The 21,090-nt window shown below is 45.4% G+C and carries 24 protein-coding genes and 1 riboswitch; of the genes, 13 read left to right on the top strand and 11 right to left on the bottom strand.

The window, feature by feature from the left end:
• Positions 1-3 precede the first annotated feature (3 nt).
• The 8 genes from thiH to PBAL39_RS09705 all read right to left on the bottom strand — a co-directional run bounded on the left by thiH (position 4) and on the right by PBAL39_RS09705 (position 7,269).
• Positions 4-1,119 carry a 2-iminoacetate synthase ThiH gene (gene thiH, locus PBAL39_RS09740; RefSeq protein ID WP_008240811.1) on the bottom strand — a complete coding sequence of 372 codons (1,116 nt, stop codon included), beginning with the start codon at positions 1,117-1,119 and terminating at the stop codon, positions 4-6.
• Positions 1,112-1,876, bottom strand: coding sequence for a thiazole synthase (locus PBAL39_RS09735; protein WP_008240809.1), 765 nt, complete (start codon positions 1,874-1,876; stop codon positions 1,112-1,114). The genes thiH and PBAL39_RS09735 overlap by 8 nt, the downstream gene beginning before the upstream one ends.
• A complete protein-coding gene (locus tag PBAL39_RS09730) occupies positions 1,870-2,532 on the bottom strand; it encodes a thiamine phosphate synthase (RefSeq protein WP_008240807.1) in 663 nt (220 codons plus the stop codon). The genes PBAL39_RS09735 and PBAL39_RS09730 overlap by 7 nt, the downstream gene beginning before the upstream one ends.
• Positions 2,533-2,545: 13 nt before the next feature.
• Positions 2,546-3,361: a hydroxymethylpyrimidine/phosphomethylpyrimidine kinase gene (locus PBAL39_RS09725; RefSeq protein ID WP_232282925.1), complete on the bottom strand. Its 816-nt coding sequence runs from the start codon at positions 3,359-3,361 to the stop codon at positions 2,546-2,548.
• On the bottom strand, positions 3,348-3,977 hold the full coding sequence (locus PBAL39_RS09720; protein WP_008240805.1) for a thiamine phosphate synthase: 630 nt from the start codon (positions 3,975-3,977) through the stop codon (positions 3,348-3,350). Before PBAL39_RS09720 ends, PBAL39_RS09725 begins: the two co-directional genes overlap by 14 nt.
• On the bottom strand, positions 3,978-5,861 hold the full coding sequence (gene thiC, locus PBAL39_RS09715; RefSeq protein ID WP_008240804.1) for a phosphomethylpyrimidine synthase ThiC: 1,884 nt from the start codon (positions 5,859-5,861) through the stop codon (positions 3,978-3,980).
• Between the two features lie 45 nt (positions 5,862-5,906).
• A complete protein-coding gene (thiS, locus tag PBAL39_RS09710; RefSeq protein ID WP_039866408.1) occupies positions 5,907-6,110 on the bottom strand; it encodes a sulfur carrier protein ThiS in 204 nt (67 codons plus the stop codon).
• A 60-nt stretch (positions 6,111-6,170) separates the two neighbouring features.
• A riboswitch (TPP riboswitch) is annotated at positions 6,171-6,258 on the bottom strand.
• 120 nt (positions 6,259-6,378) lie between these two features.
• Positions 6,379-7,269 (bottom strand): protease complex subunit PrcB family protein, encoded by an 891-nt coding sequence (locus PBAL39_RS09705; protein ID WP_008240802.1) that lies wholly within the window; start codon positions 7,267-7,269, stop codon positions 6,379-6,381.
• A gap of 291 nt (positions 7,270-7,560) precedes the next feature.
• On the opposite strand from PBAL39_RS09705, the gene PBAL39_RS09700 reads away from it, so the two are divergent.
• Positions 7,561-8,718 carry an MFS transporter gene (locus PBAL39_RS09700; protein ID WP_039866378.1) on the top strand — a complete coding sequence of 386 codons (1,158 nt, stop codon included), beginning with the start codon at positions 7,561-7,563 and terminating at the stop codon, positions 8,716-8,718.
• Here the strand turns inward: PBAL39_RS09700 and PBAL39_RS09695 are convergent.
• Entirely contained in the window at positions 8,715-9,077 is a 363-nt protein-coding gene (locus tag PBAL39_RS09695) for a YtxH domain-containing protein (RefSeq protein WP_008240798.1), read from the bottom strand. The two genes, PBAL39_RS09700 and PBAL39_RS09695, sit on opposite strands and share 4 nt — an antisense overlap.
• A gap of 184 nt (positions 9,078-9,261) precedes the next feature.
• Here PBAL39_RS09695 and PBAL39_RS09690 point away from each other — a divergent pair, with 184 nt between their 5' ends.
• The 3 genes from PBAL39_RS09690 to PBAL39_RS09680 all read left to right on the top strand — a co-directional run bounded on the left by PBAL39_RS09690 (position 9,262) and on the right by PBAL39_RS09680 (position 12,092).
• The gene (locus PBAL39_RS09690; RefSeq protein WP_008240797.1) at positions 9,262-10,434 is read left to right on the top strand and encodes an MFS transporter; all 1,173 of its coding nucleotides are present in this window, start codon (positions 9,262-9,264) and stop codon (positions 10,432-10,434) included.
• A 99-nt stretch (positions 10,435-10,533) separates the two neighbouring features.
• The gene (locus PBAL39_RS09685; RefSeq protein ID WP_008240796.1) at positions 10,534-11,196 is read left to right on the top strand and encodes a class I SAM-dependent methyltransferase; all 663 of its coding nucleotides are present in this window, start codon (positions 10,534-10,536) and stop codon (positions 11,194-11,196) included.
• Between the two features lie 107 nt (positions 11,197-11,303).
• Positions 11,304-12,092: a DUF3050 domain-containing protein gene (locus tag PBAL39_RS09680; RefSeq protein ID WP_008240794.1), complete on the top strand. Its 789-nt coding sequence runs from the start codon at positions 11,304-11,306 to the stop codon at positions 12,090-12,092.
• On the opposite strand, the gene PBAL39_RS09675 is transcribed toward PBAL39_RS09680, so the two are convergent.
• Complete coding sequence (locus tag PBAL39_RS09675; protein WP_008240793.1) at positions 12,080-12,616, bottom strand: hypothetical protein; 537 nt, start codon at positions 12,614-12,616, stop codon at positions 12,080-12,082. The two genes, PBAL39_RS09680 and PBAL39_RS09675, sit on opposite strands and share 13 nt — an antisense overlap.
• 299 nt (positions 12,617-12,915) lie before the next feature.
• Between PBAL39_RS09675 and PBAL39_RS09670 the strand changes: the two genes are divergently transcribed.
• From PBAL39_RS09670 to PBAL39_RS09655, 4 genes are all read left to right on the top strand, one after another.
• On the top strand, positions 12,916-13,311 hold the full coding sequence (locus PBAL39_RS09670) for a DUF4440 domain-containing protein (protein WP_008240792.1): 396 nt from the start codon (positions 12,916-12,918) through the stop codon (positions 13,309-13,311).
• A 230-nt stretch (positions 13,312-13,541) separates the two neighbouring features.
• Entirely contained in the window at positions 13,542-14,222 is a 681-nt protein-coding gene (locus tag PBAL39_RS09665) for a DUF4397 domain-containing protein (protein ID WP_008240791.1), read from the top strand.
• A gap of 114 nt (positions 14,223-14,336) precedes the next feature.
• Positions 14,337-14,729, top strand: coding sequence for a (deoxy)nucleoside triphosphate pyrophosphohydrolase (locus PBAL39_RS09660; RefSeq protein WP_008240790.1), 393 nt, complete (start codon positions 14,337-14,339; stop codon positions 14,727-14,729).
• A 4-nt stretch (positions 14,730-14,733) separates the two neighbouring features.
• Positions 14,734-16,770 carry a prolyl oligopeptidase family protein gene (locus PBAL39_RS09655; RefSeq protein WP_008240788.1) on the top strand — a complete coding sequence of 679 codons (2,037 nt, stop codon included), beginning with the start codon at positions 14,734-14,736 and terminating at the stop codon, positions 16,768-16,770.
• 57 nt (positions 16,771-16,827) lie between these two features.
• Here the strand turns inward: PBAL39_RS09655 and PBAL39_RS09650 are convergent, their stop codons facing one another.
• Entirely contained in the window at positions 16,828-17,319 is a 492-nt protein-coding gene (locus PBAL39_RS09650; RefSeq protein ID WP_008240785.1) for a redoxin domain-containing protein, read from the bottom strand.
• 117 nt (positions 17,320-17,436) lie between these two features.
• Between PBAL39_RS09650 and lspA the strand changes: the two genes are divergently transcribed.
• The 5 genes from lspA (at position 17,437) to PBAL39_RS09625 (ending at position 21,051) form a co-directional block, all read left to right on the top strand.
• Positions 17,437-17,946: a signal peptidase II gene (lspA, locus tag PBAL39_RS09645; RefSeq protein ID WP_008240783.1), complete on the top strand. Its 510-nt coding sequence runs from the start codon at positions 17,437-17,439 to the stop codon at positions 17,944-17,946.
• A gap of 57 nt (positions 17,947-18,003) precedes the next feature.
• On the top strand, positions 18,004-18,681 hold the full coding sequence (locus PBAL39_RS09640; RefSeq protein WP_008240782.1) for a response regulator transcription factor: 678 nt from the start codon (positions 18,004-18,006) through the stop codon (positions 18,679-18,681).
• Complete coding sequence (locus tag PBAL39_RS09635) at positions 18,678-19,964, top strand: HAMP domain-containing sensor histidine kinase (RefSeq protein WP_008240780.1); 1,287 nt, start codon at positions 18,678-18,680, stop codon at positions 19,962-19,964. Before PBAL39_RS09640 ends, PBAL39_RS09635 begins: the two co-directional genes overlap by 4 nt.
• Before the next feature lie 157 nt (positions 19,965-20,121).
• Positions 20,122-20,556: a hypothetical protein gene (locus PBAL39_RS09630; protein WP_008240779.1), complete on the top strand. Its 435-nt coding sequence runs from the start codon at positions 20,122-20,124 to the stop codon at positions 20,554-20,556.
• 54 nt (positions 20,557-20,610) lie between these two features.
• On the top strand, positions 20,611-21,051 hold the full coding sequence (locus PBAL39_RS09625; protein ID WP_008240776.1) for a PepSY-like domain-containing protein: 441 nt from the start codon (positions 20,611-20,613) through the stop codon (positions 21,049-21,051).
• Positions 21,052-21,090: the final 39 nt, after the last annotated feature.

Raw genomic sequence — 21,090 nt, 5'->3', positions numbered from 1 at the left:
TACTTATGATGTCAGGCTAAAGTCCCAGTCTTTCCATATTGCTTCATATCCTTGTTCCTTAATCATTTGAGATATCTGTGAAGGGTTGCGCTCGTCGGATATCTCAAATTGCTCCAGTGATTGTGGCTCTACTGCGTAACCTCCAGGATTGGTTTTGGACCCCGCACTGATGGACGTAATACCAAGTTTGATGACGTGGTTTCTGAAGCGCTCAGATTCCCTGGTAGACATTGAAAGTTCTACTTCCTCGTTGAAGATGCGGTATGCACAAATCAGCTGTACCAGCTCCCGATCGCTCATCTCTACCTTGGGTTCAAGGCCACCACTAAACGGCCTTAGCCTGGGAAAAGAAAGGCTGTATTTTGTTTGCCAGTATTGTTTTTCAAGATAATCCAGGTGCATCGCCGTAAAGAAAGAATCCGTCCGCCAGTCTTCAAGTCCAATCAGGACACCAATGCCCATCTTATGTATTCCTGCCTGCCCGAGGCGGTCGGGTGTTTCCAGCCGGTACAAAAAATTGGATTTCTTTCCTTTCGGATGATGTTTTTTGTAATCTTCTTCATGATACGTTTCCTGATACACCAGCACGGTATTTAGGCCATAAGGCTTCAGTTCCTGATAATCTTCCAGATCCAGGGGTTGTACTTCCATGGAAATGTGTGAGAAATGAGGCCTTATTAGCTCCAATACCTTCTTAAAGTAATCAACATGAACGTTTTGATTTGCCTCTCCGGTAACCAGGAGTACATGGTCATAACCCATCTTTTTGATTACTGCAACCTCCTGCATGATCTCTATAGAAGAAAGCGTCTTACGCCTCACTTTGTTGTCATAGCTAAAGCCACAGTAAGTGCAAATGTTATTGCATTCATTCGATAGGTACAGTGGAACATACATCTGTATCACCTTTCCAAATCGCCTTAAGGTGAGCTCATGACTCATCCTGGCCATTTGTTCCAGATAGGGGGCAGCTGCAGGGGAGATCAGCGCTTTGAAATCTTCCAGGCTTCGCTTTTCGGCAGATAGTGCTTGTTCCACATCTTTATCTGTTTTGGCATAAATGCTGGATGTAATGTCCTTCCAGCTTTGCTTTCTGAAAATATCATTGAAACTAGTCATCCAGGAATGAAGTTAAGGGGCTGCTTGCAGCCGCGTGTGAACGGATAGGTGCTAATCGCGCTTTAAAGGCCATCCGGCCTGCTTCGACTGCCATTTTGAAAGCTACTGCCATGCGCTCCGGATCGGCCGATACCGCGATCGCGGTATTCACCAATACCGCATCAGCGCCGATTTCCATCGCGCGTGCAGCATCGGAAGGTGATCCAATACCTGCATCTATGACCACTGGAACCCTGCTCTGACTGATGATGATTTCCAGAAAGTCTATTGTTTTCAGCCCCTTGTTGCTTCCTATAGGTGAGGCGAGGGGCATCACAGCAGCGGTGCCGGCATCCTCCAGGCGTTTGCAGAGTACCGGGTCTGCATGAATATAAGGAAGTACAATGAAACCCAGTTTAGCCAGGGCTTCGGTAGCTTGCAGGGTTTCTATGGGGTCGGGCATGAGGTACTTCGGATCTGGATGGATTTCCAGCTTGATCCAGTTCGTTTCCAGTGCCTCTCTGGCCATTTGTGCTGCAAATACTGCTTCTTTGGCATTCCGAACACCCGAAGTATTAGGTAGTAGCCTGAGTCGCGGATGTCTCAGGTGATCCAGGATGTGGTTGTCTTTTTGTTGGAAGTCTACACGTTTTAAGGCCACGGTCACAAGTTCTGATCCGGAGGCATTCAGCGCAGCTTCCATCAATTCTGGAGAGCTGAATTTTCCCGTTCCTGTGAACAGTCGGGAGTTGAATTTCTGATCTGCAATGGTTAGCATAATGTAGTTGTTTTAGGAAAAATAAATGCAGCTTTTTCGAGCTGCTGATACATCAGTCTGACCGTTTCCTCCGGATCTTTAGAATGGGTCAAAGTGCCGGAAACAGCAACACCATAGATGCCAGTTTTCAGAAGCGCTGGAAGGTCTGAAATTTCAATCCCCCCGATGGCAATAATGGGGGTAGTAATGCCGGCCGAACGGACTTGATTCATCACTTTGGTGTATCCCGAAATACCCAGAATCGGACTCAGCTGCTGCTTGGTTGTTGTAAAACGAAAAGGGCCGAGGCCGATGTAATCGGCACCTGCCTGCAATCTTTTTTGAACCTCTGAGAAGGTGTTGGCTGTTCCACCAATTTTAATTTCTTTTCCAACTATTAATCTGGCATTTGTGATGCTCATATCATTTAATCCTAAATGTAATCCATAGGCCGAAACAGCCCTTGCTACGTCGGGAAAATCATTGATGATCAGATGCGCTGCAAATTTTTTGCAGTGTCGATTTGCAGCTTCTGCGAGTGCCAGTACCTCATCCTGAGGTTTATTTTTAACGCGCAGCTGGATCCATTTTACACCCGCATTCAGCGCGCTTAAAATTCCAGTGATATGGTCTGTTTTTTCGTTCTCCTGAGAGATGTAATGTAGTCTGTCTACCATGATAAGTCTGATGTTAAATCTGGTGTTTTTTGCGCTTTGGATACGGCCGGTTGTGGTAACCCAAAAGGCTGGTGTTGCTGTTCAAGAAATGTTCGGTATAAACCTTAGCGTTCCTGCATGAATTCAGCAGGTCATGACCCAAGGCCAGGTTGGCTGTAATTGCCGCAGAAAGTACACATCCGGAACCATGTTTCTGGTGAACGTTACCGGTTCCCGGAGGAATCTCGTGATGTGCATGTCGCACAAACAATTGATCGGTACCCGGTAGCTCCGGATGGTGGCCACCTTTAAGAAGGATGGGGGCATATGCTGCGTAGCGCCTGCAGAAGACTGCTACATTTTGCGCTCCGGCGTAGTGCAATAGCTCATCGTAATTGGGGGTGATCAAATTAAGCGATTTTAAGGCTTTTATTATTTTTCCCGGATCGTTGGTGTGTCTGTGGAAGTTAAAACCGGCAGAAGCCTTTAAAATTGGGTCTAATACAATTTTTATTGTCGGTTGATATTGCCGCAAATAGCTGAGTACTGATGTTAGCGTGTCCAGGTCTTCGATCAGGCCGATTTTTGCAGTTGCAATGCGGAACTTGCGGCAAAGTGGTTGGAGTTGATCAATGATCTGTCCGGCATCCAGCCACTGTAGCTGCAGAAATTCGTCGTCAGACTGCTGGGTAAGCGCCGTGCAGATCCCAAATCCATATACCTGATGTTGTTCAAAACATTTGACATCGCTGAGTAAGCCTGCTCCGGCACTTGGATCCAGTCCCGCAATGCTCAATACAAAGGGGCGGTCTCCCTCTGAAGGTCTAAAATTGTTTTCAGTCATTTCCATAACCATTTACAGTTTTTACAGCTGCTACTGCCCGGCATTTTTCCTGGATCGCCTGGAAGGTCTGCAGTGCATTATCTGATCGTGTCCATAGGCAACCCAGGATTGCTGCTCCCTCAAAGTTCATAGCCTTCAACTGTTCAATTCTGCTGGCGCTCACACCGCCAAGTGCAATCACTTGTAAAGGTGTGTTCAAAGGTAAACGAAAGTCGTTCTGGCAGGTCGACAGGTATCCTTTTTTTGAGATGCTATGAAACACTGGGCCATAAAATGTATAATTAAAGTATTTTAAATCAGTTAATTGACTGATTTTATGTGTAGATGTGCTTAATGTGAAGTCTTTGTGAAGCACAGCAATAGAGTCCTGAGCCAATGGCCTCAGGTACTCCGGAAAATGGAGTCTGCTGATGCCCATGTCCTGCGCAACTTCATGAAACTGGTGCAAGGCAATCCGGTCATGGTAAACCGGATTGATCTGTCGCAGTAAACTCAGGTAAGCTGCTTTTTCCGGTCGCGATTTGCGGAGGTGAAAGCAGGACATGCCAGCTTCGAAAAGCTGGTTGATGATCTTTGCTTCTCCTTCAAAAAATGCCGGACTTGAAATGACCTTCAGTTTCATCTACAAATAAATTTCGCTACCCTTCTCGGTAAACTCCCTGGATTTTTTCTCCATACCCTGCTTCAACGCTTCCGCTTCATCTACGCCTTCCTTAGCTGCATACTCCCGCACATCCTGGGTGATCTTCATCGAGCAGAAGTTAGGGCCGCACATCGAACAGAAGTGCGCAATTTTCGCACCTTCTGCGGGTAGGGTCTCATCATGGAATTCCTTTGCTGTGTCCGGATCCAGAGAAAGGTTAAACTGGTCTTCCCAGCGGAACTCAAAGCGAGCCTTGCTTAAGGCATTGTCACGGTACTGTGCCCCCGGGTGTCCTTTAGCGAGGTCAGCAGCATGTGCAGCAATTTTGTAAGTGATCACACCATCTTTTACATCTTTTTTATTAGGTAGTCCGAGGTGTTCCTTTGGCGTGACATAGCAGAGCATCGCCGTTCCGAACCAGCCGATCATTGCGGCACCAATAGCTGACGTAATGTGATCATAACCGGGCGCAATGTCGGTGGTCAATGGACCCAGGGTATAAAAGGGTGCTTCCGAACAATGTTCCAGTTGTTTTTCCATATTCTCCTTGATCAGGTGCATCGGAACGTGTCCGGGTCCTTCGATGATGGTCTGTATATCATGCTTCCAGGCAATCTTCGTCAGTTCGCCGAGTGTCTCCAGCTCTGCAAACTGCGCCGCATCATTGGCATCAGCAATACATCCCGGCCTCAAGCCATCGCCAAGTGAGAAGGCGACGTCATAGGTTTTCATGATCTCACATATTTCTTCAAAATGAGTATATAGGAAACTTTCCTGATGATGGGCAAGACACCACTTCGCCATGATCGAGCCACCACGTGATACGATTCCTGTTACCCTTTTTGCGGTTAGAGGAATGTAGCGCAGCAATACCCCTGCATGTATGGTGAAATAATCAACACCCTGCTCTGCCTGCTCAATCAGGGTATCCTTGAAAAGCTCCCAGGTCAGGTCTTCCGCCTTGCCGTTCACTTTTTCCAGTGCCTGGTAAATCGGAACCGTCCCTATCGGTACCGGCGAGTTACGGATGATCCATTCCCTGGTTTCATGAATGTTCTTGCCGGTAGATAAGTCCATGATGGTATCTGCACCCCAACGGCAGGCCCATACGGCCTTTTCTACTTCTTCTTCAATAGAAGAGGTCACTGCGGAGTTGCCTATGTTGGCATTGATCTTCACGAGGAAGTTTCTGCCGATGATCATGGGCTCTAGCTCAGGATGGTTGATGTTGCTTGGGATGACTGCCCTGCCGGCCGCCACTTCCTGTCTGACAAATTCAGGCGTGATGTAGCCTTTTGGGGTGTTTGCGCCAAAGCTGTGTCCCTCATGCTGGTGTGACATAACGCCATACTGCGCGCCCAGTTGCTCGTTCAGCAGGTCTATACGCTGATTCTCGCGGATGGCAATGTATTCCATCTCTGCCGTGATGATGCCCTTCTTCGCATAATGCATCTGTGACACGTTCATCCCCGGTTTGGCCTTCAGTGGATTCCTTGCGTAGGCAAACCTCAGCTCGTCAAGCTTTGCATCTGAAAGGCGCTGCAGACCGTAGTCGGAAGAGATCTGCTCCAGCTGCTCTACGTCTTCGCGTTTTTTGATCCAGGCTTCCCTCATTCTGAGTAAGCCCTGTTTTACATCTATCGCTGCATTAGGATCCGTATATGGCCCACTGGTGTCATAAACCGTCACTGGTGGATTCGGTTCTGTCGCGCCAAAGCCGTTGTGGATTTTTGTGTCATGAAGCGTAATCTCGCGCATGGCGACACTGATGTCGTGCAACTGACCTTTGACAAATATTTTTCTGGAAGCCGGGAAGGGGCTGCGACTGATGACTTGTGCATCAGGTGTTTTTTCCTTTTTCATATGGGTGGTTTTCGGTGTTGAATGTGTTGTTGCAGAATTACAGGGTTATCCGCCTTGGGTGGCTTTGATGACCATCACGCGGTCGCCTGATGAAAGTCGCTGAGACGGCCATTCGGTCTTCGGAATGATGGTCTGGTTGATGGCGACGGCGATCCCCTGAACAGGGATGGTCAGCACATCATGGAGCAGCTCTGTGATAGAACAGTGCTCATTAATCTGGTAGTTTTCGTGATTTACAGTTATTTCCATTTTATAAAAATTTGGAAAAACTAAAGGCATGACCTGTTACAGGTATGAAAAGACAGCAATCAAGTTGCTTCTACTTTTCCCTTCGGCAGTACTAACTGCATCAGGTTCAAAGGGTATATCTCAGCGCAAGGCACCCCTAAAGTTTTTTGTAAAACTAATGGTTATTTTTTAAAAAACGAAATTCCCCAAAATCGCAATGGCCTGACTGCAAATCATAATTCTGCAGTCAGGCCACCAATTCCGGGAGCAACCCCTTTACAATGTGTTGCTATTGCTCTTTTTGAAGTACCACTTTGTAATCAGATGAAATAAAAGTTTCCGCGGTAGGTTCGGCAATCACTTGCATATAAGAGTTGCCGGCCTCCGGGTCCTTAACGACGTAGTAAATCACAGCCTCCTTATTTTCGGAAAAAATGATTTTGCTGATGCTGATCTGATAACCGGAATTGGGTTTGCTTCCCCTCGACAATACCACACGGTTCACGGCCTCATTCACGGGGGTGCTCGTAAAGGTTGTCTCTGCATCAGCGGCGGGTGCCTGATTGGCTTTGGACCGCTGTATGAATGTGGCTGCTTTTTTTACCATTGCGTTGGCCTCAGCAGTCGTGATGTAAGATTTTGGTCTGAACTTCCCGTTCTGCAGCGTTATCACGTTAAACTTAATCAAATTTTGAACCGCGGCCAGGCTCCCCTCCGAAAAGCTCGACTCGTCCGAAACAATGATCCACATCATATTGGTCATATACTGACCCGTGCCCTGAATGGCCTGATGCAGTGCCAGAGCGAACTGTTCCCTGGTCATTGCCCATTCAGGATTGATGCTACGCTTTAGCTGGATGCCATTGTTTGCCGCGATGATCAAAGACTGTGCATAAGCGGCCTTGTTATTCGCCTGGATAAAATAATCGGTAGCCTTAGGCTCCTTTACAAAACGAATGTTGTCAATGTTAAGCCCCAGCCCCATAACAATCATATCCAGTCCCCGTCCATAACTAAGTTTGCTTTGTAGCAAAACGCCGTCAAGGTCCCCGGTTAACTGCTCCATGATTTGCCCGCAGTACATCGGACCGGATGGTAAAACATTGCTTTTGCTAATGGCATCCTGGCTACCTGCGATCAGTAATAATGCTGGCAGGGCAATCGTCGTAATTAATTTCATAGTGATCGTAAATGAATCTAAAGATGTAATTATGAAGGTAAGCATACTCAACAGAATATAGCTTACCCTCCAGCACAAAAACGCATAAAACCTGATTTTCGCTACAACGCCTGTTTCTGCACCCTAAAAAAAGAAGAAAAGATGCTTGGAGCGGCCTAGAAATGTTTGCTCCCTTCAACGTAAGCTTTGCAGTCGCGAAACGCGTCTTTGTTTTTTTAACAAAAAAGAAATCGCGTTTTAGACCAACACGATCAATTGATTGCTAAATTTGCGCCGTAAAATTTTTTGTTGATGATTTCAAAATCCAAACATCGTTTTTTCCTAAGCCTTTTCTTTTTCATGTCTGGTTTCAGTTTCTCGACCTGGGCATCCAGGATTCCAACCATAAAGATGGCATTCGGCTTTAATGATGCAGAACTGGGCAGCATCCTGCTGGCAATGCCTGTAGGGTCTCTTATCGGGCTTCCAATTTCCGGTTGGCTCGTGTCAAAATACAACAGCCGGGTACCACTGGCGGTAGGATATGGCTTAAATGCTTTCTCCCTTGTCTTCATCGGCTTCGCACCCAATGTCTTCACCCTTATCATCGCAGTGATCCTATACGCTTTCACCACCAGAATCTTCAATATCTCCGTCAATACACAGGGATTAACGCTGCAAAAGCAATATGATAAGAAAATTATCGGTTCATTTCATGGCTATTGGAGCATGGGAGGGATCGCAGGTATCCTGTTCTCAACTTTGTTTCTCAGTCTCAATTACGAACTGCATACCCACTTTGCGGTAGTAGGTATAGCCATGCTACTCATCACCCTGTACTCTTATCAGTTTTTGCTTAAGGGCGACCGCTCGACAACCGGCAATAAGCTCATCCTGAATAAGCCGGATCCTTATATCCTATACCTGGGAATTGTAGTGTTTCTATGTGCGATATGTGAAGGGGGGATGTTTGACTGGAGCGGAATTTATTTTCAGCAGGTGGTGAAGGTGGAGATCTTTACCTATGGCTACCTAATCTTCATGACTTTTATGGCCATCTCCAGATTTCTGTCGGATACCATCATTGCCCGCTTTGGCATGCCAAAAACTTACATCATGAGTTCGGTTTGCATCGTATCTGGTGTCACGCTGGCAATCACATTGCCCCGCTTCTGGACCGCCATGGCCGGATTTTCCATGGTCGGTTTCGGTACAGCTTCCATCATCCCAATGTCGTATGCTCTGGCAGGTGCCTCCAGAAAGTACTCGCCGGGAATGGCCATTTCCATCATTGCCACCTATTCCATTACGGGTACCTTGTTGGGACCACCCCTAATAGGTTATATCGCGCAGGCATTGAACCTGCGCGCGTCATTCGTAATTTTTGCGATATGCGGATTAATGTTAGTGCCGGTAACACGTTTGTTTTTTAATTACCAGGCCTCGTTATCAAAAGCGAATGAGGCTTAGCTTATCGCGTTGGCTTCTTCTGCCGCTTTATCGGCGGTTGCCTCTACGGCGTTTCTCACTTCTTTAGCTTTTGATTTTGCTTTGGCAACCGTTTCTTCTGCAGCAGCTTCCAGTTCTTCATGTGCCGATGCAAATTTGTCTTTCAGCGACTGCAGTTTGTCTTTTGCAAGTTCGGAAAGGTCTTTGGCTTTATCGGAGATCAAACCCCTCGTGTCTGCACCCTTGTCCGGTGCGAATAAAACACCCAGTACGGCTCCAACGGCAAGCCCTGCCAATAGTGCCACTACAGGCATGGTGGCGTCTGATTTCTGTGCAGATGATAAAGCGGAAAGTGTCTTTTTTAAGCTGTTGTATTTCATAGTGTTTGTTTTTATCCTCTTAATGAGATGATTTACAATCTTTATGTATACGAACACTGAAGTTTTCAAACTGTTTCAGAAAAATTAAATTAATGGCATTCTCTTTACTTTCAAAGGGCCAAATCTCTGATTTAAATGGTTATTTTTGTAATGTGTATTTTTTACACTAACCATCAGTCAATATATGAAGAAGAGTTTAATTACCCTCACACTTGGAGGGTTAGGAATAGGCATTACAGAATTTGTAATGATGGGGTTGCTGCCTGACATTTCAAGAGATCTCCACATCACCATTCCTGAGGCAGGTCACCTGATTTCTGCTTATGCCCTCGGGGTCGTCATCGGTGCACCGTTGCTTGTTATGCTCGCAGGGAGTTATCCTCCTAAAAAGATCCTCATGGCACTGATGCTGATGTTCTCGATTTTTAATGCCTTCTCTGCCTTTGCACCTGATTACATCTCCCTTTTTGCTGCGCGATTGCTTGCGGGGCTTCCTCACGGAGCTTTTTTTGGTGTCGGATCGGTTGTCGCCAGCCGCATCGCCGACAAAGGCAAGGAAGCGCAGTCTGTCTCACTAATGTTCGCAGGACTTACCATTGCAAATCTGATCGGCGTGCCCTTTGGTACCTATATCGGGCATCATTATTCATGGAGATATACCTTTGTCATCATCGTCCTCGTAGGCATCATTACGCTCCTGAGTCTCAAGTTCTGGATGCCCAATCTGCCGGCAACGAAAAACAGGGACCTTAAAAAGGAGCTGGGCTTTTTCAAACTGCCTGAAGCATGGCTGATTATTTTTATGATTGCCATTGGTACTGGAGGTCTGTTTGCCTGGTTTAGTTATATTGCCCCTTTGCTTACGGATGTCTCCGGATTTGGTGAGCAGTCCATCACTTATATCCTGGCACTGGCTGGTTTTGGAATGCTGGTGGGTAACTTCATTGGTGGCAAACTTGCCGATCGTTTCTCTCCTTCCAAAGCATCCATGGCACTGCTTCTGGTAATGACCCTATGCCTGGTTATCCTTCACTACGTTTCCGTCAACCAGACCATGTCGCTCATCATGACCTTCATCACTGGTGCTGCGGCTTTTGCATTAGTTGCACCGATACAGATACTGATGATCAACACGGCAAAGGGATCAGAAATGATCGCCGGTGCGGTCAGTCAGGCAAGCTTCAATATTGGCAATGCCCTTGGGGCTTTTTTTGGTGGCCTTCCGCTTATAGCTGGCTATGATTACACTTCCCCTGTCTGGGTAGGCGCCTTGATGGCGCTGATTGGCGCTGGGATCGCCTGGGTGTTTATCCTGAAACAAAGAAATCCGGCACTTTCTGTAAGCACAGCTTCTTAAAGTCGAACACTTTCTGCAGATTTGATTTTTTGCAGGTTCGAATGTGAGACATAAGGATGATTACCCATATGTCCGATTTGAACTAAAAAATAGTGTAAGATGAAAACATGGAGTAACGATGAACTGAAATCCGTCGCCAGTCAGCTGAGTCAGCCTCAGGGGGCGGAGGGCATAAAAACCGGAGAGCGCATGGCTTTCTCCAATGCAAACATGATCAACAGGACCATTACAAGTATGCAGCTTCATGGAGAAGAACGCGTACTGGAAATTGGCCCTGGAAATGGGAGCCATCTGCCTGCGTTATTACATCTGGCGGAAGGAGTCAATTATACAGGCATCGACATTTCCTCACTAATGGTAGAAGAGGCACTGCGCATCAATTCAACCGTCGTAGAAAGCGGCATTGCAAATTTTGTCCTTGCAGATGGAAATGCAATCCCTTTTACTGATGGTAGCTTCGACCGTATCTTCACGGTAAACACCTTATACTTCTGGAAAGAACCTGTAGCCTATGCCAGGGAAATCCTTCGTGTACTCCAGCCAGGTGGTAAATTCTCGCTGGCATTTGCTGCCAAGGACTTTATGGAGCAGCTGCCTTTCACCAAATGGGAGTTTACCTTATATCATATAGCGGACGCGGTGGCATTAATCAATAATGCTGGCTTTTCCAGTTGGGAGGTCCTCGAAGAGAAAGATGTGACCACGAGCAACCTTGGAACGGAAGTGATCCGGGACATCATTATTGTAGTGGCGACCAAGTAGCCCCAGAAGTTGACATCTGGAGTGTAGCTCGAATAAGTTGACATCCAGATGGAAAAAGCAAACTTCCTGATTGATACATTTGCGCAAAAATTATTCAGGAAAAAGCAATGAATCAGAAGCTGGAGCACATACAGGCGGATATTGAGCCTTTGAGGCAGCAAATCATCAATCACAAAGTTTATAGTGTCATCAACGACCTGGAAGATCTTCGTATCTTCATGCAGTATCATGTATATGCGGTATGGGATTTCATGTCGCTACTCAAAGCCCTTCAGATCAACCTGACCTGTACCAGCCTCCCATGGTTTCCCGTAGGCACGGGAAATACCAGATCACTCATCAATGAGATTGTAGCAGGTGAGGAGTCAGACGTCGATGCCAATGGGGACAAAAAAAGCCATTTTGAGATGTACCTTGAGGCAATGGAGCAATGCGGTGCCGATATTGAAGAAATTAACCGTTTCATCCGTGCCCTTCAGGGCGGTGCTACTTTTAAAGAGGCGTATGCCCTTGCTGGAACACCGGCGGCCGCCATCTCCTTTGTTAACTTTACCTTTGAGGTGATCGCTGCCAATCAGCACCACGTACAGGCAAGCACCTTCACTTTCGGTCGCGAAGACCTGATCCCTAATATGTTCTTTTCCATCGTTAATGACATGAACAAGAAGTTTCCGGATCAGATTTCGCTGTTCAAATACTACCTGGACCGTCACATTGAAGTCGATGGCGACCACCATAGCCACCTTGCATTGGAAATGACCGCTGCACTGTGTGGGGAAGACGAAGAAAAATGGACTGCGGCAGCAACCATGACTATGGCGGCATTGCAACAACGCATCACACTCTGGGATGGTGCGTATCAGGCGATCGTAAACCGCAAAAATCAGTTGAGATAGAGGGGAGGCAACGAGTAATCGTCTGCCACCTTATCCAGAAAGATGATGTTTACGCCCATCAACAGCGATTCGGCGTCTTTATCTGAAATCGGGATGGCCAGCTGGTAAACCAGTTCGGGCAGTTCATCCTGATCGTAGGTGCTAAATTGTATAGTCACCTGCTCTGGTTTTCCATGTTGGTGGATGCTGATTTTCTCTGTATTCAGTACTTTTCCTATCTTTTTTGTCGTCAGGTTGGTCAGCAGAAAACCATAGTCATATTGGTAAGAGATGCTCTTTGAGTTGATGATGAGGTACTCTCCGCCCCAGAAGTTCCACATCGTGTAACGGAGCAACAGGATCAGCAATACACCGAAGATTATAGCTCCCGGAATGATATGCTCGGTAATCATTAGTGCGATAATGGGAATCAACAGGAAGTTTAGTATTCCTAATATCAGCTTAGCAAAAATTGAAGCCTTCATCTTCATAGATAGATAAAGACAAACACCATCATATCTGATATCAAATTCGTTGTATTTCATGGAGCATTAATCCTTTTTTGCATTAAACATAATTAAATATATTTAATCGCTGTAATAATATTGATGAAATTTAAGTTTTTACTGTATCTAAATGAAAGTCCGTAATTATGGCAATCGTTAACATAAATTCAATAGTCAGAATGATGTATTTATAAGATGTTGATCTTAAGTTCGTTGTGTGTTTTTAATTGAGTTTTAGCTCCGCTGTCTGATCAATGTTACTAAAGGAGATTCCAATCTTTATAAAGTTTTGTTGATATTTACCACAGGATAATAATAACCAAATAACTATTCTATTTATGAGTTCAGTGCATTCTGCAGTCTTTTTCAAACGACAGGAAGAAGAGAAGATCCGTTTATCAAGGATGGATTCCAATATGGCCATTTCCAATCAGGATGTGGCGGGAGTTGCCAAATATTGGATGGAAGATATCGTTGTGATTTCTGGTGAAGGCGGCCAATATTGTGGTAAGGCCAAATTATTGAAAACCTGGAAGGAAATGTTCAATAAAAAGTCACCATTGTTTGAGCGTTTGCCCTCGGTAATAGAAATCGGCGATAGTGGTATCCTGGCTTGGGAAACCGGTACCTGGAATTATAAGGATGCACCTTACAGAGGTAATTACTCCGCCATGTGGCGCAAAATTGATGGCCTCTGGCTGACACAATCCGAGTTGTTTGTTTCTATGGATTAAAAATAGTGTATTGAAAAAGATACAGATTTAGAGCAGCGCTTTTCGATATTTTTATTTATCTATTTTTTTTTAGAACACCTGAAAGTCTGATCCTTAGGGACACTTTTAGGTGTTTTTTTGTGGTTTTGACGTTTTATTCCCCTTGGCTTTATTCTTTAAAGGTTTGGTTTTTGTAAAGCTATTGGCACAGATACCTTAACAAAAATGATTACCTATTAAAATCTATCGAAATGAAAAACAAATCATCACTAAAAAATCTGTTAATGCTAACCGCCGTTTTAGGATTAACAACAGGACTGACCTCATGTAAGGATAATGATGTGGACGAATCGGGAACAGCCAATATCAAGGTGGTTAATGCCGCACCATCATCAGCTTCCCAAAATTTATTTATCGCTGATAAATCTGTAGCCACGGGTTTGGATTTTGGCGAGGCTTCTAACTACATCGCTTTCAGCTCTGGTAATAACTTACAGGCGGAGTTCCGTACAGAAAGCTCAGGAGCGGTATATGCTTCAGGTGACTTCGACCTGGACAACGGATCTAATTATACCGTTTTCCTCGCTGGCGATGGAGCGCAAGCCAGAGTTAATATCTTTAAAGACGACAACAGTCCGGTTAGCGGAAAAGCAAAAGTACGCTTCATTCACCTTAGTGACGGCGCTCCGACTCAAATTGATGTGCGGAATGGTGCAACTACAAACCTTGCTGTAAACATTGGCAGAAACACATCCAGTAACTACGTTAATCTGGATCCGGGTGTATTGTCATTGCAGGTGTTCGCTACAGGTGGATCCACCAGTATCGGTACATTTGACTTAACAGCACTGCAGGCAGATAAAGTATATACTATATATATTACGGGAACTTCTGCAGATGCAATTTCGGTAAGACAAACTACCCACAACTAATCTGTAGTCGTTATCAATACACACAAGTTATAATCTGATTATAAAAAAACTCCGGGAACGGAGTTTTTTTTTGTCCTGAGTTTGACCACGCTCCCTATTTTTTTACCTTCGGTCATGATCGATGTCTGTTGTGCTATAATTGTCAATGACGAGCAGCAGGTGCTGGTGGCTCAGCGCAGCGCAGTCATGCGATTGCCCCTCAAAATGGAATTCCCGGGAGGGAAGCTGGAACCTGGTGAAAGCCCTGAAGCTGCGTTGGTGAGGGAAATACAGGAGGAACTCAACCTCCATATTCTGCCTGTAGAGGCGCTGCCCGTTCATGAACATCAATATCCGGATTTCGCGATCCGCTTGATGCCATTCATCTGTAAATTGCAGTCGGGAGCAATTGAGCTCCGTGAGCATGCTGCGGTACATTGGCTTGAAGCTCCTCAACTGAGTGGGTGCGACTGGGCGGAAGCTGATATTCCTGTGGTGCACGATTACCTATTTACCTTAACGAATTGAATATATGATATACCCGAATTCTAAAAAAGAAACTGTTGTTGACACCTATTTTGATACTCCTGTTCCTGACCCTTATCGCTGGCTGGAAGATGACCGTTCCGCGGATACCCATTCCTGGGTGGAGGCACAAAATGAGCTAACCCAGGAATATTTGTCCGAAATCCCTTACCGGACTGAAATCAATACCCGGTTAAAACAACTGATGGACTATGAAAAATTCTCAGCTCCCTTTCAGGAAGGGAATTATACATATTTCTATAAAAATACCGGACTGCAGAACCAAAGCGTCCTATATCGTCAGCAAGGAGAAGCCGTCCCGGAAGTTTTCTTTGACCCCAATACTTTTTCCAGTGATGGCAGTACATCTTTAACGGGTGTGAGCTTCTCCAAAGATGGGAGTCTCGTGGCCTTTAAGTTGTCTGACGGCGGCTCCGATTGGAACAGGGTGTTGGTCTGGAATGTTGAAGACCGTATGCAGATGGGTGTCGTACTACAGGATGTTAAATTCTCAGGTGTGGCTTGGCAGGGTAACGAAGGTTTTTATTACAGTAGTTATGATAAGCCCGCTGAAGGCAGCCAGCTGTCGGGAATGACTACGCAGCATAAACTTTATTTCCATCAGCTGACCGAACCGCAAGCAAACGATCAGCTGGTTTTTGGTGGTCCATCCCTCCCTCGAAGGTACATCAGTGCAGGTCTTACGGAAGATGAACGCTTCCTGATCATTTCTGCCGCAAATTCTACATCGGGCAATGAGCTTTTCCTCAAAGACCTGCGTGTAGCTAATGCCCCAATTGTTACGGTGGTGGATAATTTTGACAAAAACCACGACCTCGTCGATAACGATGGGGATACACTTTTCTTTTATACCAATCTGGACGCCCAGAATGGACGTGTCGTGACGGTCCATGCGTCAAAACCACAGCCTGAATACTGGCAGACCCTCATTCCGGAAAAAGAACATGTCCTTTCAGTGGGTACCTGCGGAGGGAAATTGTTTGCCAACTACATCAAAGACGCGATTTCACTGGTAATACAGTATGACCGCAAAGGGAAACTGGAATATGAAGTAGCACTCCCTGGTATCGGAACGGCCACTGGCTTTTCCGGAAAAGCAACTGAAACGACGCTTTATTATACGTTTACGTCTTATACTTATCCGGCAACCATATTCAGATATGATACGGTCACAGGCACATCCGCTTTGTACCGAAATTCTGGTTTGCAATTCGATCCTCAACAGTTTGAATCCAGACAGGTATTTTACCGTTCAAAAGATGGTACTGCTGTTCCGATGATCATTACGCACAAAAAAGGGCTCGTGCTGGATGGTACAAACCCAACGGTTTTGTATGGGTATGGAGGTTTCAACGTTAGCCTGACCCCTGCATTCAGTACCGGAAACATTGTGCTACTGGAACGGGGAGGCGTGTACGCGGTCGCAAACCTGCGTGGAGGCGGAGAGTATGGCGAAGCCTGGCACCTTGCCGGAACAAAGATGCAAAAGCAAAATGTGTTTGATGATTTCATTGCTGCCGCTGAATACCTGATCGGGGCGAAGTACACTTCTAAAGAATATCTTGCCGTGATGGGTGGGTCTAATGGTGGTCTGCTGGTTGGTGCGGTGATCACCCAGCGTCCGGACCTCTTTAAAGTTGCCTTTCCCGCAGTAGGCGTACTGGATATGCTGCGCTATCATCAGTTTACCGCTGGTGCGGGTTGGGCGTTCGACTATGGGACGGCAGACGACAGCAAGGAAATGTTTGAATATTTACATCGTTATTCTCCTTTGCATGCCCTGAAGGCGGGAGTCAGCTACCCTGCAACATTGGTCACAACTGCTGATCATGATGACCGCGTGGTACCCGCACATTCTTTTAAGTTTGCGGCGACACTCCAGGAACTGCAGCAAGGGGATGCGCCAACAATGATCAGCATCCAGACAAATGCGGGACATGGTGCGGGAAAACCTATGGATAAGGTCATTCAGGAAATTGCCGATCGCTGGTCTTTCCTGTTCCATCAGATGGGAACAAAATGATCCTCAATGGATCTTTCAGATTAATTGTCGATTGACCAAGGATGGACCAGGACCCGACTAAGGGTTGATCAGCTTGAAAAACTTGGTTACATCTTTCTCATTGCTGGAATAGTAGGTCAGCTTTTTATCCCTGCCATAAAGATAAAGCGATGGGTATTGTTTAGGGTGGAACAATGGAATAAATACACGGTCTTTGTCCTGAAGGATGCTCAGGTTTTTCATTCCCTTAAGGCCGACACCGAAATGGTCCATAAAATAATTTATGGACCTGGTTTCATCCATCGTAACCATGTAAAAATTGATGTTCGACAGTTCCTTATTGCGTTTGGAAAGCTCTTTAGCTACTTTCTGGCAGTGCTCACAGGTAGCGTCGAAAAGCATGATTAGGGATTGTTTTCCTGACGGGATCTGATCGGTGGAGAATGAACTTCCATTTACCTTGTAAAACACCGCTTTGGGCATGGCTGTACCTGGGACCGGCGCCTGTGTTTGTGCATTGACAGTCAACGAAAAAGCGGTAATGATAAAACTGAACAGTATTTTTTTCATGATGTTGCTAATATCTGATTCTTGTCATTAATTTATGTCATTTGAATTCAAAAATACTATTGGCTATATTTAGCACTTAAGCAAGTTAAGGAACCCGGGAAAAGCAAATTACGAAAAATGTATTGGAAAGATTTTGGCCACAGGGCCCTGATAGCGGCAATTGTCTTGCTCAATGTAGGTCTCGATCAGTTTACTAAAAAATTGGTGAGGATGTATGTGGCTGACCACGACCAGATCAGGATCATTAGCGACCGTATTACGCTTACCCGTGTCGAAAACTCCGGCGCTTTTCTAAGTCTTGGGGATGCCATGCACGATACCTGGAAGCTCCTGGTGCTGATCGTTATGCCAGTGGCTGTTCTGGTCGGCGCCCTTTATTTTGTGCTCAGCAGAAAACAGATGCCTCTGTATGTGCTCATCGGCATCTGCTGTGTTATTGGTGGCGGTGCTGGTAACCTTTACGACCGCATCGTGTATGGCTCGGTAACGGACTTCCTCCACATTGACTTCGGCATTTTCCAAACTGGCGTATTTAATGTCGCGGATATGTCCATCATGCTGGGGATGGGACTGATCCTTATCAATTCGGTTCTCAGAAGAGAACAGACCGATGGTGCTTTTGTCTGATCTCTAAGTCTCGATTAATCCCGGATCTTTTCAGTTTTATTTGTCAGATTTGTATTTATGAAACTATTGGTGGTAGAAGATGAAGCTGATCTGTTGGACGTGATCCGGCAATCCCTGGAAAAAGAAAAATACATTGTCGAGACTGCCGGCAGTTATGCCGAAGCCATGCATAAAATTATTTCTTTTGAATATGACTGCATTCTGCTGGACATCATGCTGCCCGATGGTAATGGCCTTGATGTGCTTGCCGAACTGAAAGCGGCGAGGAAATCTGATAACGTCATTATTATTTCTGCCAAAGATTCATTGGAAGATAAAATCACCGGGCTGAACATGGGGGCAGACGACTACCTCGTTAAGCCTTTTCACATCGCTGAACTCAATGCACGCATCAATTCGGTATTGCGCAGGAAATCATTGGATGGTAACCAAACCCTGGAACTGGCCGATATGTATATCAATTTATCTGATCGGGTAGTGACTGTGGATGGGAAAGAGCTGCTGCTCAATAGAAAAGAATATGATATTCTCGTTTACCTGGCCGTCAACAGTAGCCGCCTCGTCAATAAAACCGCCCTCGCGGAACAGGTGTGGGGCGATTACATGGATCAGGCCGACGATTATGAGTTCATGTATTCTCAAATCAGGAACCTAAGGAAGAAACTGAAGGATCATGCGCCACGTATAGAGATCCAGGCGGTGTATGGCGTAGGTTATAAACTGATTGCCACATGAACCTGCTCAATTATACCCTCAAATATTTATCTATAGCATTATTGCTCGTGATCAGTATCTGGGCGCTACTGTTTTACCTCAACATGATTGATGAGGTGCACGATAGTCTGGATGATGGACTGGAGAACAATAAGATGCTTGTTATTCAGCGGGTTGCCAAAGATCTGGGAACCATTACCAGATCTGGTTTTTCCGAACATAACTATTACATTACTCAGATTCCGGAGCATAAAGGCATTACCTTTAAAGACCTGTATCAGGATACCCTGATGTATACGCTCAATGAACAGGATTACGAGCCCTTCCGGATGTTGACTACAGTTTTCGATCAGGATGGTAAATATTATCAGATGAAGGTGGTGGCTTCAACAGTGGAGGAAGACGATCTGGTACGGAACCTGCTGTACAGTATGATAGGTCTGTATGTGGTCATACTGATCAGCGTATTACTGATCAATAATCTGCTGCTGAGGAAGGCCTGGACACCATTTTACCAGTTGCTCAACCGACTGAAAACATTTCGGCTCGATCAGGATGACCACATCCAGACACCCCATACCAAAGTGAGGGAATTCAACGAACTCAATGAGGTGGTAAGTGCCTTAATCGATCACTCTGTGGTCACTTATAATAGTCAGAAGCAATTCATTGAAAATGCAGCACATGAGCTGCAGACGCCCATTGCCATCAGCATGAACCGACTGGAATTGCTGGCAGAAACGGAAGGTCTTTCTGATGATCAGCTGGAATCTATCGGCCGTGTGATCGATGCGCTCCAACGATTCTCAAAATTGAACAAAAGCCTGCTGCTGCTTTCCAAGATTGAAAACCGGCAGTATGGCGATACGGCACTTATTTCTATAAATAGCCTGGTAGATCAGGTCATATATGACCTGAGTGATTTTACCGAGATGAAATCCCTGCAGGTAAATGTAACCGCTACGGATATCCTGAAAGTGGATATGAACAGGGATCTGGCATTGATCATGCTTTCCAACCTCTTTAAAAATGCCATCACACACAACCAAGCCGGAGGAACAATCGAAATCAGCATCGATAAAACCAGCCTGTCCTTTAGCAATACTGGAGGTGCTGAAGAACTGGATGCCAAACGTATATTTAAGCGTTTTCAAAAAGAAAGTAAGCAGAAGAGCAGCACCGGACTAGGACTTGCAATTGTAAAAGCTGTTGCCGACCTCTATGATTTTAAAGTAAGTTACCGCTATGACGGCCAGCATAACTTCAGCATCCGTTTTCCAACTAAAATATCCAACGTCGACTGAATGATCGACTGAACAATTTGCTGCCTGAAAAAAATCAGCTAATCTTTCTGCTTGAATTAGTACCCACTGCGAGGCATGTCAAGCAGATTGTACTATTCCCGTTTGTTTTCAGATTTGTCAGCTTTCTTTGTGTCATTAACAATTAAAGCAAATAGTCATGATTTATAAATTGATATTATCAGCATGCCTTTTGACAAGCGCTGGTGCCTATGCTCAGAATTTAAAAGCGAAAAATGTTCCGTCGATCGTCATCAATTCTATGAACAAAGCTTTTCCTAAAGCGGAGAAGGTAGAGTGGGAAATGGAGAACGGACTTTTCAATGCGGAATTCGAAATCAACAGGAGGGAGCACGAATTGTGGATCAATAACCGTGGTGCGATTGTGAAGCATAAACAGGACCTCAGAACGGATCAGCTACCCGAAGTGGTGAGAAATGGTGCAAAGAAGTACTTTGCCGGATATCGCGTCGATGAGGTGGAGAAAATTGAGCTCGCCCAACGCTTCTACTATAAACTCTGCCTGAAAACATTTACTGATGAGGAACATGCAGTGTTCGATCAGGAGGGTAAACGCGTCAATAAACGCATCTAGAGAGTATTCAAAATCTATCTATATCACATTACTTATTATTTAAAAACACAAATTATGAAATCAATTAAAAACATCTTATTGGCAATGACCTTAATCCTGACAATCTCCAGCTGTAAAAAAGACGACGATAAGGTCGTCGGCCAGGATGAGCTGCATGCCAATGCGAAAACTTATATCAACACACATTTTGGAGATGCAACCATTACCAGGGTAGAAAAAGATCGTGAGGGCGCCTTAAACGAATATGAAGTATATCTATCCAACGGCGTAAAACTGGAGTTTGATGTCAATGGTGCGATTGAGAACATCGAAAGCCTGAAGCAACTTCCCGACAGTGTAATTCCGGTATCCATTCTGACTTATGTACAGGCAAATTATCCGGATCAGTACATCATTGAATGGGAGCTGGAAACAAATGATCAGGAGGTTAAGTTATCTAACGGACTGGAGTTGAAATTTACAAAAGCTGGTGAGTTTATCCGGATCGATCAGTAAGAATTGATGGAGATGCTACCTGAAGGCCGACTTCAGGTG

This window comes from Pedobacter sp. BAL39 (assembly GCF_000170795.1).
Classification (GTDB): Bacteria; Bacteroidota; Bacteroidia; order Sphingobacteriales; family Sphingobacteriaceae; genus Pedobacter.
The sequence above is the reverse complement of the archived record's forward strand: the minus strand, read 5'-3'. Positions and strand labels throughout refer to the sequence as shown.